The sequence below is a fragment of the Succinimonas amylolytica DSM 2873 genome, from assembly GCF_000378405.1.
Classification (GTDB): domain Bacteria; phylum Pseudomonadota; class Gammaproteobacteria; order Enterobacterales; family Succinivibrionaceae; genus Succinimonas; species Succinimonas amylolytica.
Genome location: NZ_KB899637.1, coordinates 289,804 through 305,163, shown reverse-complemented (window position 1 = coordinate 305,163; position 15,360 = coordinate 289,804). Strand labels below are relative to the sequence as shown.

Annotated in this window: 16 protein-coding genes; 4 read left to right on the top strand and 12 right to left on the bottom strand. The window is 51.2% G+C overall.

All coding sequences use genetic code 11. The annotated features are described in order from the left end of the window. Positions 1-343: 343 nt before the first annotated feature. The 10 genes from F557_RS0110800 to sctC form a co-directional block, all read right to left on the bottom strand. Positions 344-1,645 (bottom strand): type 1 periplasmic-binding domain-containing protein, encoded by a 1,302-nt coding sequence (locus F557_RS0110800; protein ID WP_019002237.1) that lies wholly within the window; start codon positions 1,643-1,645, stop codon positions 344-346. A gap of 50 nt (positions 1,646-1,695) precedes the next feature. Beyond that, a complete protein-coding gene (sctN, locus tag F557_RS0110795; protein WP_019002236.1) occupies positions 1,696-3,012 on the bottom strand; it encodes a type III secretion system ATPase SctN in 1,317 nt (438 codons plus the stop codon). 3 nt (positions 3,013-3,015) lie between these two features. Further along, positions 3,016-3,648, bottom strand: a complete 633-nt coding sequence (locus F557_RS0110790) for an HrpE/YscL family type III secretion apparatus protein (RefSeq protein WP_019002235.1) — start codon at positions 3,646-3,648, stop codon at positions 3,016-3,018. 115 nt (positions 3,649-3,763) lie between these two features. Next, positions 3,764-4,426 (bottom strand): hypothetical protein, encoded by a 663-nt coding sequence (locus tag F557_RS0110785; protein ID WP_157617853.1) that lies wholly within the window; start codon positions 4,424-4,426, stop codon positions 3,764-3,766. A gap of 65 nt (positions 4,427-4,491) precedes the next feature. Further along, positions 4,492-5,277 carry a type III secretion system inner membrane ring lipoprotein SctJ gene (gene sctJ, locus F557_RS19665; RefSeq protein ID WP_019002233.1) on the bottom strand — a complete coding sequence of 262 codons (786 nt, stop codon included), beginning with the start codon at positions 5,275-5,277 and terminating at the stop codon, positions 4,492-4,494. Positions 5,278-5,280: 3 nt separating this feature from the next. Then, positions 5,281-5,658, bottom strand: coding sequence for a tetratricopeptide repeat protein (locus tag F557_RS0110775; RefSeq protein WP_019002232.1), 378 nt, complete (start codon positions 5,656-5,658; stop codon positions 5,281-5,283). Positions 5,659-5,670: 12 nt separating this feature from the next. After that, entirely contained in the window at positions 5,671-5,934 is a 264-nt protein-coding gene (locus tag F557_RS0110770) for an EscF/YscF/HrpA family type III secretion system needle major subunit (RefSeq protein WP_019002231.1), read from the bottom strand. 1 nt (position 5,935) lies between these two features. Further along, positions 5,936-6,145 carry a hypothetical protein gene (locus tag F557_RS0110765; RefSeq protein ID WP_019002230.1) on the bottom strand — a complete coding sequence of 70 codons (210 nt, stop codon included), beginning with the start codon at positions 6,143-6,145 and terminating at the stop codon, positions 5,936-5,938. A 198-nt stretch (positions 6,146-6,343) separates the two neighbouring features. After that, the gene (locus tag F557_RS0110755) at positions 6,344-8,020 is read right to left on the bottom strand and encodes a hypothetical protein (protein WP_019002228.1); all 1,677 of its coding nucleotides are present in this window, start codon (positions 8,018-8,020) and stop codon (positions 6,344-6,346) included. Continuing rightward, complete coding sequence (sctC, locus tag F557_RS19660) at positions 8,020-9,846, bottom strand: type III secretion system outer membrane ring subunit SctC (protein WP_169335191.1); 1,827 nt, start codon at positions 9,844-9,846, stop codon at positions 8,020-8,022. The genes F557_RS0110755 and sctC overlap by 1 nt, the downstream gene beginning before the upstream one ends. A gap of 356 nt (positions 9,847-10,202) precedes the next feature. On the opposite strand from sctC, the gene F557_RS0110745 reads away from it, so the two are divergent. Both F557_RS0110745 and F557_RS0110740 read left to right on the top strand, forming a co-directional pair. Next, the gene (locus F557_RS0110745) at positions 10,203-11,381 is read left to right on the top strand and encodes a hypothetical protein (RefSeq protein WP_019002226.1); all 1,179 of its coding nucleotides are present in this window, start codon (positions 10,203-10,205) and stop codon (positions 11,379-11,381) included. A 184-nt stretch (positions 11,382-11,565) separates the two neighbouring features. Further along, on the top strand, positions 11,566-12,027 hold the full coding sequence (locus F557_RS0110740; protein ID WP_019002225.1) for a hypothetical protein: 462 nt from the start codon (positions 11,566-11,568) through the stop codon (positions 12,025-12,027). 90 nt (positions 12,028-12,117) lie between these two features. On the opposite strand, the gene F557_RS0110735 is transcribed toward F557_RS0110740, so the two are convergent. Further along, positions 12,118-12,261 (bottom strand): hypothetical protein, encoded by a 144-nt coding sequence (locus F557_RS0110735; protein WP_157617852.1) that lies wholly within the window; start codon positions 12,259-12,261, stop codon positions 12,118-12,120. 161 nt (positions 12,262-12,422) lie between these two features. Here F557_RS0110735 and F557_RS19655 point away from each other — a divergent pair, with 161 nt between their 5' ends. After that, the gene (locus F557_RS19655; protein WP_019002223.1) at positions 12,423-12,743 is read left to right on the top strand and encodes a DUF2799 domain-containing protein; all 321 of its coding nucleotides are present in this window, start codon (positions 12,423-12,425) and stop codon (positions 12,741-12,743) included. Positions 12,744-14,072: 1,329 nt separating this feature from the next. Here the strand turns inward: F557_RS19655 and F557_RS0110705 are convergent. Beyond that, entirely contained in the window at positions 14,073-14,537 is a 465-nt protein-coding gene (locus tag F557_RS0110705; RefSeq protein WP_019002218.1) for a type III secretion system chaperone, read from the bottom strand. Positions 14,538-14,962: 425 nt separating this feature from the next. On the opposite strand from F557_RS0110705, the gene F557_RS0110700 reads away from it, so the two are divergent. Beyond that, positions 14,963-15,214, top strand: a complete 252-nt coding sequence (locus F557_RS0110700) for a hypothetical protein (RefSeq protein ID WP_157617851.1) — start codon at positions 14,963-14,965, stop codon at positions 15,212-15,214. Positions 15,215-15,360: the final 146 nt, after the last annotated feature.

The window sequence follows — 15,360 nt, the reverse complement described above, 5'->3', positions numbered from 1 at the left end:
GTCATTCTGCAGCTTGGCAAACATGAGCTCAACGCTGGAAATCATCTCAAAGCCGTACTTGTCCTTGGTCTTGCCGGTCTGCTCGGTCTGATCTGTCTGAGCAGTCTGGGTGGCATTAGGGTTAAAGTCAACCATTTCAAATCTCCTTCTGATTCTCTGGTTTCAGCAGCATTTCTGTACAGAAAACGCACAGCACATTTCAAGGTTACAAAAAAAACATCATTTTTCCAAAGACAACCTTCAACATTGTTGCGATATTGCCGCCCGGATCGTAATTCCAGTGCCGCCCGTTCCGGCCTCTTCTGTATTTCTGCCGGAGTATTATCAGTTTCTGATCATGCCCCTATTTGAAATTGATGTTTTCATAAAGATACTCCACCATCATCATAAACTCGAAAGACGGCTTCCAGTTAACCAGAAGAGCAGTTTTCAGGTTCAGAGCAAAAGACAGATTGGTACGGTAGTACTGGCTGATCTGCTGGGGAGACGTACCGTTAATAATCTGCTCCATAACGCCGGCCTCAAAGCGGCCGCTTTCATCAATTTCCACCTCAACCAGGGACACCAGAACCCCTCTTTCCACTCTTTCAGTACTGCCGGTATTTCCGTCTCCGATAACGATAATGTCCTCATCGATAAATGGCTTGATATAGGAAAAATAATTATCGGTGTCGGTACCGTCAAATATCGGCATGTAGACCGCATCAATACCCTGACTGAGGAGCTCTGTCCGGCAGCGTTCAAATTCCCGCACATTTTTCATATTGGTGCGATCCTGGAATTCACCAAAGCACGGAATCACCTGAAAACCGTCTTCATTCGCCACCTTTCTGATAACATCAAAGGACTGCATCCGGCGGATGGTTTCATCCCTTTCCACCATCATCCCCAGCTTTTTGAAATTAAAAATACTGAGATAGCTCCGGACAGCCAGGGAGGTGCGCTTCGGATATTTCTGCACGTGAACATTAGGCTTGTCTGAATATTCTCCGGGACCGATAATCCCCGCTGTTTCCGGGCTGGAGGGGTCAGCGATCATTACCGGAATTCCCAGCCCGGAATCTGCAAACTTAAGCCCCGGGGCCAAACCCAGTCCCAGCAGGATATCCACATCCCGGTCGTTAAGAATCCTGCTGCGGAGCCGGGCGCTTTCCCGGTCCCAGAGAGCAGCATCATCCCATGCGGCAGAATATAAGCCGTCGGAAATAAGCTCGATGCACCCGCCCCGGGAGTTTTCGCTGAGCTTTTCCCAGACATCCGGAAGGTCAAACAGATATTCGGCGTCCACCATATCCGGGGCCATTCTGAAATAGCCGTCCCGGTACAGCTTGTTTAGCATGGCGTTCATGACAATCTGGAAGTCCTTATAGCTTCCCATCTGCACCACCGCCAGGCGCCAGGTTTTTGCACAGGTCTTCGGCTCCGGCTTTGGGGCTTCGAAAGACGCAGAAGCGTCGGAATCCCCGTCAGCAGCATCGATAACAACATACTGTCCGCTATCATACGTGCCGGCTGCCGCTCCGGTATCCGCCAGCACGGCTTCTGAAAAAATCAGACCGGCCGCCAGAAGCGCCAGCGCTGAAAGGAAACCGCACCGGCAGTGCTGCCTCCGGCTGTCGTTTTTAACCAAGAATATCTTCGACATAGCACATCCTTTCAATACCGAATTGTCCGCCCCCATCCCGGTCCGGGACGCTACACCACCGCCCTGAGAAGAGCATCCAGTGATTCGTCAAAGGTGGACAGCTCCCCCAGCCCCTGCTTCAGAAAGGCATTAACCTTGTCAATATGGGCAATGGCAAAATCCGCCTCAGAATCTGCCCCCTTGTGGTATTCCCCCAGCTGAATCAGAAGCTCCATCTCATGATACTTGGCCAGAATCTGGCGCAGCCGCTGCGCTGCATTCCGGTGCTCCTTGGACACAATGCTGTTCATAACACGGGACACACTGGCCAGGACGTCTATGGCCGGATAATGATTCTGCGCCGCCAGCTTGCGGGAAAGAATAATATGTCCGTCCAGAATAGATCTGGTTTCATCGGCGATAGGCTCGGTCATGTCATCGCCCTCCACCAGGACAGTATAGAGCGCAGTAATTGAGCCCTTGTCGGAGTTGCCGGCCCGTTCCATAAGCTTCGGCAGAGTGGAAAACACCGATGGCGGAAAACCGCGGCGGGTAGGCGGCTCTCCGGCAGCCAGACCGATTTCACGCTGCGCCCGTCCGAAACGGGTAACTGAATCCATCATCAGAAGAACATTGCGCCCCTGATCCCGGAAATACTCGGCAATGGCCGTGGCCGTATAGGCCGCCTTGAGACGCTCCATGGAGGAACGGTCGGAGGTGGATACCACCAAAACGGTACGCGCCAGACCTTCAGGGCCCAGATCCCTCTCGATAAACTCCCGGACCTCGCGGCCGCGCTCTCCGATAAGAGCCAGCACCGAAATATCAGCGCTGGTTCCCTTGATAATCGAGGAAAGCAGCGTGGACTTGCCGCCGCCCGCCGCCGCAAATATCCCCAGCCGCTGCCCCTGGCCGCAGGTGATAATCCCGTCCAGAACTCTGAGCCCCAGACTGATGGGCTTGGTAATAAGCTGCCGCTTCATGGGAGACGGGGGATCGGCATAAACCGGGTAGAACTTCTGCGGATGAAATGCCGGACCATTGTCAATAAGCTCCCCTACTCCGTTGATTACCCGGCCGAGCAGCTCCGGTCCCACAGGAACCGACAGCACATGGCCGGTAGGAATAACCTCGGTATGATAGGAAATGCCCTCGATATTGCCCAGCGGGGTCAGAAGAGCGATATTTTTGGAGAACCCTACCACTTCTGCCTTCAGACTCCAGTCAGATCCCGGATTCTGCAGAATGCAGAGTTCCCCTACCTTAACCTCGGGAACAGAAGCGTGAATAATGGTACCCACCACCTGATCCACCCGGCCCCTGACTTCAATTGTATTGGCTTCCGCTACCGCATTGTGGAGCATCTGCCCGATGTAATCCAGAGCCATCTGCTATCCCGCGCTGTTCTGCTGCACCCGGCTCTGGATGGATTTCTTCAGAATACTGAGCTGAAACTCCAGACCGGCATTGATTATGCCCATGGGGGTCTCCAGAATGCAGTCGCCGTGCTTCATGGAGGCATCGGCCACCAGATCTATATATCCGGTACGGCCGTCGGGAGACACCAGCAGCATGCCCAGATCCGCACGCACGGCACTCTCGTCCTCCGGAGCCACCCTGACAGTAACTCTCTTCATTCCCCGCACGGTGTTGATAGCCTTCCGCACTACTCTGACAATCTGCTCGCTGTCCGGAAGCTCCCCGATAATCTTGGTCACGGAATCGATGACCACCTGGGCCATGTCATTTTCCAGCTCGGCCAGAGAATCCACCTGGGAAATAATAAGATCCATGATTTTCTCGGTATATTCGCTTTTTCCTTCCTGCTGGCCCTTCTCAAAGCCCTCTTCATAGCGGAGCCGGTAATCCTCCTCGGCCTTTTTGCGAATGTCATCTGCCAGATTCCGGGACTTTTCGATGATCTCATTGGAATCATGAAGAACTCCGAGATCATCACGCCGGATAATCCTGACTCCTTCAGCGACCTTAACCTTCTCGCCGGATATACAAAAAATTCTGCTCACGGGTCTGTGTCCTTAACGCAAGAAACTCCGCAGGGATTTCCCCCAAAAAAGCCGGATTCATAAAAAAGCGGAATTCCGGCAGAAACAAATATACCATATTCCGGGCATTATCCGGCTACCAGGAAAAACCGCAGCGGGTCAGACAATGCCGGACAAGACCGCCGATTCTGGCAGTCTTCACTGCCTTTAAGGGCCGGGACACCCGGAAAAATCCGAAAATCTCCTCTTCGGAAGCACAGGTCAGCTTTTTCCGGATAAACGGCAGTATCTCCGAAGAGCTGCCATCCTCCAGAACCCGGTACAGGGCATAGCAGCCGCTCAGAAGCACGGCCTGTTCTGCCTCATCACTTCTGATTACGGAAAGACGGCCCCGGATTCCGAGATCGTCGGCATAGGGGGCATAGGCGGCAAAATAGTAGACATAGTCAAAAAGGGAATCTCCCAGAAGCTTCCGATACCGGAAAAGCTCCCCCGTATTCACCAGCTCTCTGATATAGAAGCCCATGATACAGGCTCCCAGAGTGAAACAGAATTCCCGGAGCTCCTGCGGGGACAGCAGCAGGATCCGGTCAAACCTGCCGCGGCAGACCACAAAATCTGCGGATCTGTAGCGGAGTCTTTCAATAAAGAGCTCTCTTTCTCCGGACAGTCCTTCCGGAAAAAGCCGCCGCCACTCCGCATAGATATCGCTGTCGCTGTAGCGCATGGCATTAAGCCCGGCCAGATCCCTGAGAAATTCCGGATCCCTGACCACATTAAGGGCTTCCTCGCGATTCATAAAAAAACAGCCCCCGTTAAACTGACAAAGCCCGGCAGCAGCCGGGACCTCACTCAATACGCCGGTCAGGCACCGGCTTCCGGTTTTCCGGACTCGCCGGTTCCGGCTGCGGACTTTTCGGACTTTCTTTTCTTCAGAAAGGCCGACACCAGAAAAATCCCCGCCGTCAGAAGAACCGACAGAGCCGCCGTGGCCAGACACCAGAGCAGTCTTTCATCAGAGCTTCCGCTGGCCCTTGCCGGAGCGATAATAATATTCTCCTTGAAGGGCTCCAGAACCACGGAGACATTTGAAATGGTAAGCCCCGGCACCGCCTTGGCCGCGGTTTCCCGAATACCGCTTACCATATCCACCACCGGAGAATCGGCCACATGCCGGATAAATACCGAGGCGGAAGGCGGGGTGGTAAGACCGGTACCCTGCTCGTTATGCATGAGAACCACATGAACCCGGGCATCCAGAACGCCGTCAATTCTGCTGAAGGTCCCGGAAAGCTCCTGGGAAATGGCAAAGGCCAGCCGGGACTGTTCCTCCAGCTGGGAGGAAATCATACCCGTTCCGGAAAACACCGTTCCCAGCGACTGAAACTTCTCCCGGGGCAGCGAATGCTCCTTGATAATCTCCAGGGAGCGGACAAACTGATCTTCCTCAACAGTTACCGCATAGCCGGTCTTGCCCTGGGAAACCTTCTTGGCATCAACACCGCGGTTGAGAAGCACAAATACCATCTCATTGGCATCAGCCTCGCTGAGTCCGGAATACAGATTTTCCCGGCATCCTGAAATAAAAAGAGATACCGCCCCCAGGAGCAGTATCATCCCCGTCATTCTTTTAAACTTTTCAAAATGCATGAACTACCTGGTTACTTCACTAAGAGAGGAAGCCAACCGGTAACCGGCGGAATCCAGACTCCGAAATTCCTTCATGGCAACATCAACGGCGTCGGAATCCTTCTGAAGAAACTTTGACAGCACCAGAAACCCTCTGGAATCATCGTCATCAGGATCCTCGGCAAGCAATCCCTGAAGAATCTCATCTGCCGGAGCGAAATCATCTACCACAATATGAGTAAAGGCAAGCCCCGCCCGGGCTGCCCGGTGATCCGGCACAGCCTCCAAAATTTTTGAAAATACCGTCCGGGCTTCCGGAACAAATCCTCTGGAACAGCCGACAAAAGCTATGTTGAAAAGCTTCTGAAGTTCGTCCTTGTCTAAAAAATTCTGCTCAAGCATTTTAAAACCGCATTAACCAGCCTTCTGAGATATTGACTTCGCAGTATCGGAAACGTTCTTTGTAATATTGGAGGTAAGCTCCACAATAGCGTTATACTGCCCCAGCTTGAACTGCGTCTTGAGAAGAAGTGAAGTCTGCTCCTCCTGAGTCATGGACTTGGAAGGATCCTGCAGCTTTTCAATTTCGTTACGAATATCCTTGGCGCGGTCCTCAAGATTCTGAATTCCGCTCTCCACCACACGGCCCATATTCCCGCTTACTTCAATACCACTCATCTTAATTCCCTCCTTCCTGAACCAGAGACACGATCCTGCGTGCTGACTCAGCTGCTGTCAAAAGCGCCATGCAGGGCTCGAACTCCTCTGCTGTAACCCCTGAATCCAGCTTTTTCTTGAGCTTCATCTCTATCTGAAACAGATCCTCGTCGTACTGCCTGATAAGATATAAATTCCCTTCGTCTACAGCTGAATAAATATCAACTTCCATAAAGCTCTCCGTCTCAAAACAAGCCTTACTGCTATTTTAACGTTTCAAGGCAAAATCCGTTACAGTATTTTTAATAAAATTTGACTTGAAAACACAATAATTTCCGGCTTTCCGCACCCGTGGCGCTTTTTCTGAAAAATCACCGCAAGAACTTTCCGGAGAGCCCTGCCCCATTATGCCAGGTCATTTCCAGACGCTCTACTTCAGGTTTATCTTAACCTCCCGGCCGTTCTTCCTAAGGATAATCAGGTCGTTCCCAATGCTGCTGACTACGGCGCCGTCCGGAAGCCGGGAACCTTCAAAATACAGAATGCCGTTCTTGGCTGTAAAGAAGCCTATTTTTCCGGAAACGTTCACCGAAGCCACATCCCTGGCAGAAAACTCCCTGCCGGAAGCCGGACTCTCTCCGGACGACGGTCGGGAGGTCCCGGGCCGGACAGTCCCGCCAGCGTTTTTCCTTGCTGGAACATCCGAAGTCCTGATCATTCCCCCGGTTCCCGGCTGAACCGCCGGCTCTTTCACATCGTTTTCGCTGCCCCTGACGGATTCCAGTTCATCCGGGCTGAGATCCTGAACGCTAACGAGCGGCACCGGCCCCCGGACGATTTTGGAAATCTCATCCCTGATAAAGGCAATTTTGGAAAGATCGTCCATGGAAAACTGCCCGCGGTAGGCAATAAAACCCCGGCCGTAAAGATACAGAATGCTCAGACCGGCCTCCTGGCTCAGGGACGTAAGCCGCTCCTCAAGATCGCTTCTGTAGGTAAATCTGGGAACCAGGTGGCTGTATACAAAGGGGAGATCCTTTTTAATGCTTTTCATAATCTCCGCTTCTGCATACTTGTCTCTGACATACCCGAAAATACTGATGGCGCCGTCATCCTCCGGTACCGGATTTACCCGGAGTCCGTAAAAGTTAAAGCTGTGCCGGACACTGTTAAGAATATCATCCACCAGTCTGACATTCAGCTCCACCTGCTTGTCTGCTCCGGGGAGATTTTCCAGGAAAAGCTGTCTCTGGTTCTCGTCTCTGAAGGCTCCGCGTACCACATAGGAATTCATTTTCTCTTCCAGCTCCAGCATCCCGTCTGGATAGCCGGTAACATATTCCCGGAGTGTCAGAGGCTTCCCGGTATCAGCCTCAGCCCCCAGGAAATTCCGGATAGCCCCGTAGTTCTGAAGCGCAAAAATCACTGCCAGAAGAATAAGGCCTAAAGAAACCGCCATAGCCTGCTTCCGGCGGCTTACCGGAGATTTCCGGGGCTTTGTCCCGCCGTTTTCTCCGGAAGCGATGCCGGACGAAGGCTCTCCTGATTTTTCAGAGTCAGCGTCAGTCCCTGATGCAGCTTCCGCCTCTCCGGACGCTTCCTCCGCATTTTCGGAATCCTGTGCAGGAGCGGTCTCAGATTCGGCTTCAGGAGCAGGGGGCTCCCCCAGCTCACTCCGGGCCGCTTCGGACATTTCATCCTCCGAAACGGTTCTCCACCGCCCCCCGACAGCATTCCAGTCCCCGAACCACACCAGTGACTCAAAATCCACCCCGATCCGGGTTCCTTCGGGAAGCGGGACATTCTCCGGGGAAAGCTGTTCCAGAACAGTGCCGTCGGAATTGTACAGATACACCGTGCCGGAACGGGAACGGGCATAAACATCCCGATCCTCACCAATGCCAATAACGAATTCGATGCTGTCCTGCCGGTCAAGAGCAAAAACCACCTCGGAGTCCGCGGTGTTGCCGATAAAGTATTCCCCGACCTCAAGACGCAGCATGGCCCCGTTGTTGGGACCGGAAACAAAGCGGAATTCCACCGCCTGTGCCTTATTCCTGCTGGCTTCCTCCGAAACATTCTGCTCCGGCATGTCAAAATTTTCCATCACAGAACTCCGTCAGCAGTTTCAGGAGCGGCCGGCCGGTTCTGGTCCGCACTGAGAGAGCGTGAAGAGGCACAGCCGGAGGAATCCTTCGGCCGGGCCGGAACCTTGAGCCGCTCCTCCCGATCCAAATAGTCGGTCTGTCCCGGATCCTTGCCAAACCCCGAGGCCTTGTCCGGGAGCCGGCTCAGATCGTCAAGGGTGACGATTCTCGGAGTTATAAGCAGAATGCGCTCCCTCTTCTGAAGCTTCCGCCCTTCAGTGCTGAACAGCCGTCCCAGGAGCGGAATGTCCTTAAGAATAGGAACCCCGTCATCCGTGTCCGACAGGCTTTCCACATAGTAGCCGCCGATCAGGAGACTCTGTCCGTGCCGTACCATGGCCTGGGTATTGACCACGGTTTCCTTTACCGAAGGGATATAGGCAGAGGTTCCGACATTCGCTATATCATTGCCGTTACTGTCCTGATTGGTCTTCAGGGTAATAATCATCTGAATTATCGGCTCGGTGCCGTCATTGGATTCCACAATGTGGGGAATTACCTGAAGCACCGTTCCCGCCGTAACTGAAAACAGATCCGAGGAATCGTTGCCGCTGACCGGAACATAGTTGGTGGTGGTATTTTCCAGCGTAGCCTCAGTGTTCTCCATAGTCAGAACAGAAGGACGTCCCAGAGTTTTTGCCCGGCCGTCGGACTCCAGAGCCTTCACCTGAATCATAAAATTGCTTTGCGCAGTATTGAACACGGTGGAAAAAACACCGCCCTTGTACTTTCCGGTAGCGTCTGTGTAAGCCCCCTTGCCGCCGTCAATACTCCAGTTTCCGGTAGCCGCGGAGCCATGCCAGTCAATGCCAAGCTCCTCAGAGGCATCAACATCGATATCCACAATGGCCGCATGAAGCTCCACCATGCGCACCGGAACATCCAGCTCGTTAATCACTTCCTGGTAAAACGGTATCCGGGACTTGTAGTCATACACCAGAATGGCATTCAGGCGTTCATCGGCAATTATGCTGGGGGTAAACCCCCTCTCCTCCGCCGGCCCCCCGCTGCTGTCTCCCGCCGAAGCCCCCGCATCCGCAGCGGGCTTCGGAGCAGCCGTAGCCGAAAGTCCGGTCCCCCGCAGCCCGGTCAGCATCTGACTCTTCCGGGAAACCCCGAAAGATGATGCACCGCTGCCGAAGCCGCCAGCCACCATACGGGAAAGCAGGGTCGCCACTCCGGGAACCACCACATTTTTCGAGGATGTGGAAATACTGGTATCGTTAACCCGGGCATGCCGGAGCCGGAACACATGCATGGAAAGTTCCTGCTCCTGCCTCCGGTCAAAGCTCTGCGCCAGGGACATAATATTCTGAATGTAGGATTCCGGTCCCTGCATCACCAGCATGCCGTGGGAATCCACGGTAACCGGCAGCGCATCGGCCACCGCTCTGGCATCCTTCAGAAAACCAAGCATCGATGCTGCGGAAACCGCAGACGGCTTGTACATGGATCGCACCCACTCGCTGTCATGATAAAAATTGATGATGTCGCCCTGAATATAGTATTTAACCCCGAAGGCCCGCTTCAGGGTATCCATAAACACATCCGGACTGACAGCGTCAAAACGGCCGCTGAGCTTGCCCTGAATCACCGGGGAAATTCTGGCATGAAGCCCCTGGGCTCTGGCAAAATCCGACAGCACCGCAACAAGATCCTCGTCCTCGGAATAATGGCTGTACTGAGCTGTAAAGGCCTGGCTCTCGGAAAGGGAGGCCAGCGCCAGAACCAAAAAAGCGCATCTGGCCGCAGAAAGAAGCGCCTTTCTTGAGGTGTAAATAAACATACTTCTATAGTGATAAACAAAACTTAAATCATGCCGCAAGACCCCGGAAACAGAGCCGGAATGTCTGACTGCACGGCCGGTTAAAAAGCAGATCTTCTGCACAGCACCGACTAAAATCGCAACTGCTTCCTGCCGAAGCATATTATCATTATATTTGAAAAAAACAGACATGGGGACATCACTGACTCCAAAAATCGGAACTCGCAGGTATTTGCAAAGAATTTTGATTTTTTTTGTAACCTGCCGCCGCCCTGTTCGTTATCAGACCAGAAATGCAAAGTGCAACCACTTGCGGAACCGGCAGACTGCCAGGAGTAGCTGTCTGTTTTAACAGTATCAAGTCAGAGGTTATTATTATGAGTATCGAATTCCCTTCCGGCCAGTCTTCCATCAGCGGCCTTAACGACATTATGAATTCCGAGCTGCAGAAAGGCGGCGATGTCAGCAAAAAATCTTTTCTTCATATACCGAACCCCCAGGTTTTAATTGAGAAGGACAGTGCCGATCTCAAGCCTGCCGGATTCAAGAGCGCCAAGGAACAGTATGCCGCTCTTGATGACGTGGTATCCGCTACCGGAAAGCTCCTGGCAGAAATTTCCAGAATGGCTGCCCAGGATCGCAAGATGAACAAGGAAATAATCCGTCAGCAGTATGAAACCATTGAGCAGACCGCTCTGTCCGAGGCCAAAAAGCTGGACGAGGGTGCTATGGCACAGCTGATCTGCGGCATTGTAGGCAGTGCTGTTCAGATTGCCTCCGGCGCCTTCAGTATCTACTCCAGCAGCAAGGCGCTCGCCAGCGAGGTCAAAGCCCACGAGATACAGAACCCGGCAGCCAAGGATCTTACCAGGGCTACCAATAACGTGCAGAATCTGGAGAGAACCGGCAAGCTGGGGCAGCTTAACGATGAGCTTAAGACTTCCAGAATTAATCTCAAGACTGCCGAGGATATGAAGACTGCTACTCAGGATCGTCTGAATGCAATCAATGAGAAGCTGGAAATCAATGAGAAGCTGCCAATCAATGAGAAGCTGCCCCAGGCTGAGGTCACCAAGCTGAATGCTGAAAAGACCGCTCTTACCAACAACCTCAAGTCTATTGAGGCCGATATCAGCAAATATCAGCAGGATGTTACGACCGCCTCCAAGAATGTTGAGCACTTCACCAGTACTGACAAGACCTACTGCGATGCCAAGGAAGCCCTTGCCGTTGCCAAGAACAATTCCGAGCTTGCCGATGCCATGGCCAAGGATCTCACTGTCGGAAACAGAGCCCGCCACGGCATAACCGAAGCGGTAACACAGGGGGCTTCAGCTTTCTCAAACGTCGCCAAGACTTCCGGTGACTACATAGAACAGGAAAGGCGTGCCGATGTCAAGAGAATGGAAGCCAAGGAAGCCTCTCTGCGCGGAGCTATTGAGTCTCTCAAGGAAATCAACGATTCCCTGAAGGAACTCCAGACCAAGGCCCGTGATACTATTCAGGATATCAGCCGCAGCGAGAACGACGCCACCAGAAAGATTGTCACTGTCTGATAGCAGGTTTGAGAACTCCATAAAGTCAGAAGATCGTAGCATTAAAAGGTTACGATCTTTTTGCGATCTGTTCCGACAGATAATAATTAGCCTCAGCATGCCGCTATTCCGGCGGTAACCCGGATTCAGACATGCCGCTTTTCGGATAATCTGCCACCGGGCAGAGAAAACCCAAGGAGAGAACATGACAGCCGTAAATTCTATACGCCACATCTACAAAACTGCCGGATGGTCATATGACGAAAACGAATTCCAGGATGAGAGAGCCTCTCAGGAGCACTCGGTTCTTCTGGAAAACGATCTGGAGGTGAGCTTCCATCCGCTTTCCCGGGAAGAGTTTCTTATCTACGCCAATATCTTTGAGCTGGCCCCTGACAATCCTCAGGATAATGATCAGAGACTGCGCCACCTTTCGAAGCTGATCCTGAAGATCAACTCGGAATACAGCGTTGCCTCGTCCGTAACCGGTGGCTGGTTCCGCTTTGAACTCTATATCAATTCCGCCATTCTTGAAAACGATCAGATCTGCTATCTCCTGCAGCTGTTCCTGAATGACTGCGATTTTCTTATTTCCGAAAACAAGGAGCTGTCCCATAGCTTTGGAAACATCTTCAACAATATTCCCATCGGATTTCTGATGAACTGAAATCCGGGAGAATCCTGGAAAAATACAGCAGAACGGGAAAGGACTGATACTTTTTGCTTCCCGTTCCCTCTTCCTAATCTCCGGACATCTTCAGACAGCAGGGCCCCCCGGCTTTTCCTCCGGCTTAACCCCCCGGGATTCCCCTTTTCCGGCACTCTTCCTGTCGCTGCCCTGATAATCTGCTTCTTTTTCGCGTCTTCCTTTTTCCGGTTTTCTAATAACTGCTTTCTGCAAAAAGCCGCCCTCCTGAATGTCTGGGGCATACAGCAATGAAGCAGTTAAAAAGCTGATAAAGCTCACATTTTTTGTAACCTTCCGGCAGCTTCTCCGTTCTCACGGTGTAACTGAATGCATTCATACTTCAAATAAGAAATTTGCACCAAGGAACAGAAAAAATGGTAATCATTAATCTCTCTAAAGTATTAAATATTTCAGCCGTTATGATTCTCGCCGGAGTATGCTGCATATCCTTGAACCTGAATGCAAAGCATGAGTCAGATCCGGAGCTCACCTGGTACCAGATCGGCTATCAGGACGGTCATGAGGGGCAGAGCTCCACAATGTTTAAGGAGTATACAGACATGCTGCTGCTGTCCTCCTCATCAGATATAGAAAGAGACAGCTATATGAAAGGCTGGAAAAAGGGACTGCAGAAATACTGCAATATGAATGCCCGGGAATCTAAAAAGGACCTGCTCTGCGAGCATTATCTCTGAAGAGGAGCTTAACCCGGATTCTCTCCCGGGAAGTTCCCAAAGCCGCCGGCACTCCATAATTCCGTGCGGCCTCACTCCGGAGGGAATTTTCACAGGAACACCATCACTTACGCTTTCATGAAAGACATTATCAGCTTCCCGCCAAGGCGAGCTAATATAACACCGATAACTGCCCTGCTCTGGTTAGAGAACCCTGTACAACCTGAGCCCCTTTTGAAGTATTCGCCGTGTTTGCTTCTAAGATGCTTTGCTGGATATTAGGCTGACGTTCCTGTCTGGCAAAAATTGCCGCCAGGTTATTGGTGGCTACGGAAGAGCTGCGTGATACGCTGTTCAATAACGCATTCAGCTGATTCAGCTGTGTGTTGACCTGTGTGTTGTATGTAGTCATGCTATTGTACATACGGCTCATATCAACATTGACATTAGTAAACACATTATGAACAGTGCCCGAAAAGTCATAAAAACTGATGAAGCCAGTTGATTATGATATTTGCGTTAATGCCAAGATTAATAAACGTGTCGTTCATATCTCGCCCTTCAGATCAAAAAAACGCAAAAAGCGGGTTGTTGCTGCTCTTATGAAGAATCGGAAATCCTAACTGCCGGGATTGCCGTCGTGGTAAAAATCAGCAAGCGTTTCCCAGATTTTTTTAAATATCCAGGCATAAAAAGCCTTTGTCCAATAGAGAAATAAAAGTGATATGTCAAACATGGCGTAACACGCAGCGAGCCATGTATTCTCAACCGTTCTCAGAGGATACATCATCTGCAGGAAAGCCATTATGCAGACTCCCAGCAGAAAATACGCCGGGAACCCGAACAATCAGCCAAAAAGCCGCTCGCCGTCTTTATCTGCTCCGGCATACGGAGTCCCGGAACAAACACCGGGATCGCCGCTGTCTCCGCCGCAACATACCTTGCCTCCATTGCTGTCATCGTTATTACTGACATTGTAAGCAATGTATGTTATTAAGTATCTGTTTTGTCTAAATTTTTGCCGGATGCATCAGCCGTTTGAATTTCTCCATCTCGTGTTTACATTCATGCCGTTTTATAGCGCTCCTGAGGAGGCTGCTTGTAATAATCTTCCTGAAATACAGAGACCTGTAATTCTTCAGCTCCGCTGCGGGGTATTCCAGCACCTCCGGGATCAGGCGGGGAATCAATGTTCATAAACCGTACCCCAGGAAAAATGGAAAGGAAAATACCGGATACAAAGAGAACCGCATGAAAAATCACATTCAGCATGAAACGCAGATCCAGAAAGATCTCCCCCCATGCTTCAATCTACAGGTTCCCCAAACTCAGAAAACTGAAGTACTCTGCCTACACTGTCATAAACTCGCTGAAAATCTCCATATCTCCGCTTCCGGTTTCGTTTTTGGCTTCCGGTTCCGGAGCAAGAGCCAGATCCCTGATAACCTGCATCCAGAACGTCCCAATATTAATAAAGCGTTCAACATGGCTGTAAAAACTGTTGTCATCCAGCAACTGAACCGGAAAAAACCTGTTAAGACATACGTGCCCGTCAGCTTCGTTGAGTGCCAGAGAAGCTCCCTGAGTTGCGCTGTAAAGGTAATTTGCTTCCAGCATCAGTTTATAAAGCCTCTCACGATCAAAATCCGGAGGAGTACCCAGATCTCCGACAAGAACCAGGATATCCATCTCTTCCATGAAAGTGACAGTAATGGTCATATCATCCGCCGAAAAGTTACAGGATCTGGTTTCATCAGGTTCAAGATCCAGACCGAGCTTCTGACCTAAATTTTTGATGAGCTCTTCTCCGTTCATGCCGAATATCCTCAAATTAAATTTGCAAGTTTAAACTGCCAAAAGCAGTATTCGAAAATAGGTTCCCCGTGGCGTTCGCTGTCCTCGCAGCATTCAGATGCCCGGGGGCTATTGTCCGTCTCTGACCGTTTTAGCCGCCGGAATGCCAGTCATCTCAGGTAAAGACCTGTACTGCACGACTTCACCTCCCCCGGACATGCTTCTCCCTCCAGGGCTGAAACCAGTCAGGAAGCACTCCGGAAGACAGATCTCCGGCCCCGCCATAAACTGCACCAGGTAATTATTCTGTTTCGATTTCAGGACTTTTTACCGGATGCTCAATATAAGCCACCTGTTTTATAAAAGCTGGGAAACACTAATATTCATTCTACCATTGACATCGGCATTCTGTTATCAGGAAAGGCCATTCTGGTGAACACCATCAAGTGATTAATACCATTTCAGCCAGGAGGGAACTGCCCGGGAGCACTATCCCTGCCGCTGGTATGGCAAAAGTTCCCGAGGTACCAAAAAGCACCGGCTTTACTGTAAGTGATTGTATAGCCAAAGACGGTATGTCTGCTATGGCAGAAAATATTAGAGGAAAAAAAACGGATAATTCTGGCCAGACGGCCATTCTCCCTGCCGCATTGGAGAAAGTTCTGCCGCTATTCTGGGATATACTGAAGTGGTATTAGGTCTAAAGTCTTTAGGCCTTCTTAAATTTCCACGGCATTGCCTGCTCAAGAATAGCATTTCTTCTTTCATCAGACAGCGATTCATCTTTCAGTTCGTCTCTGTGAATACCCATATATCTGAACAGAAATTCAAGGTAATCTTCCAG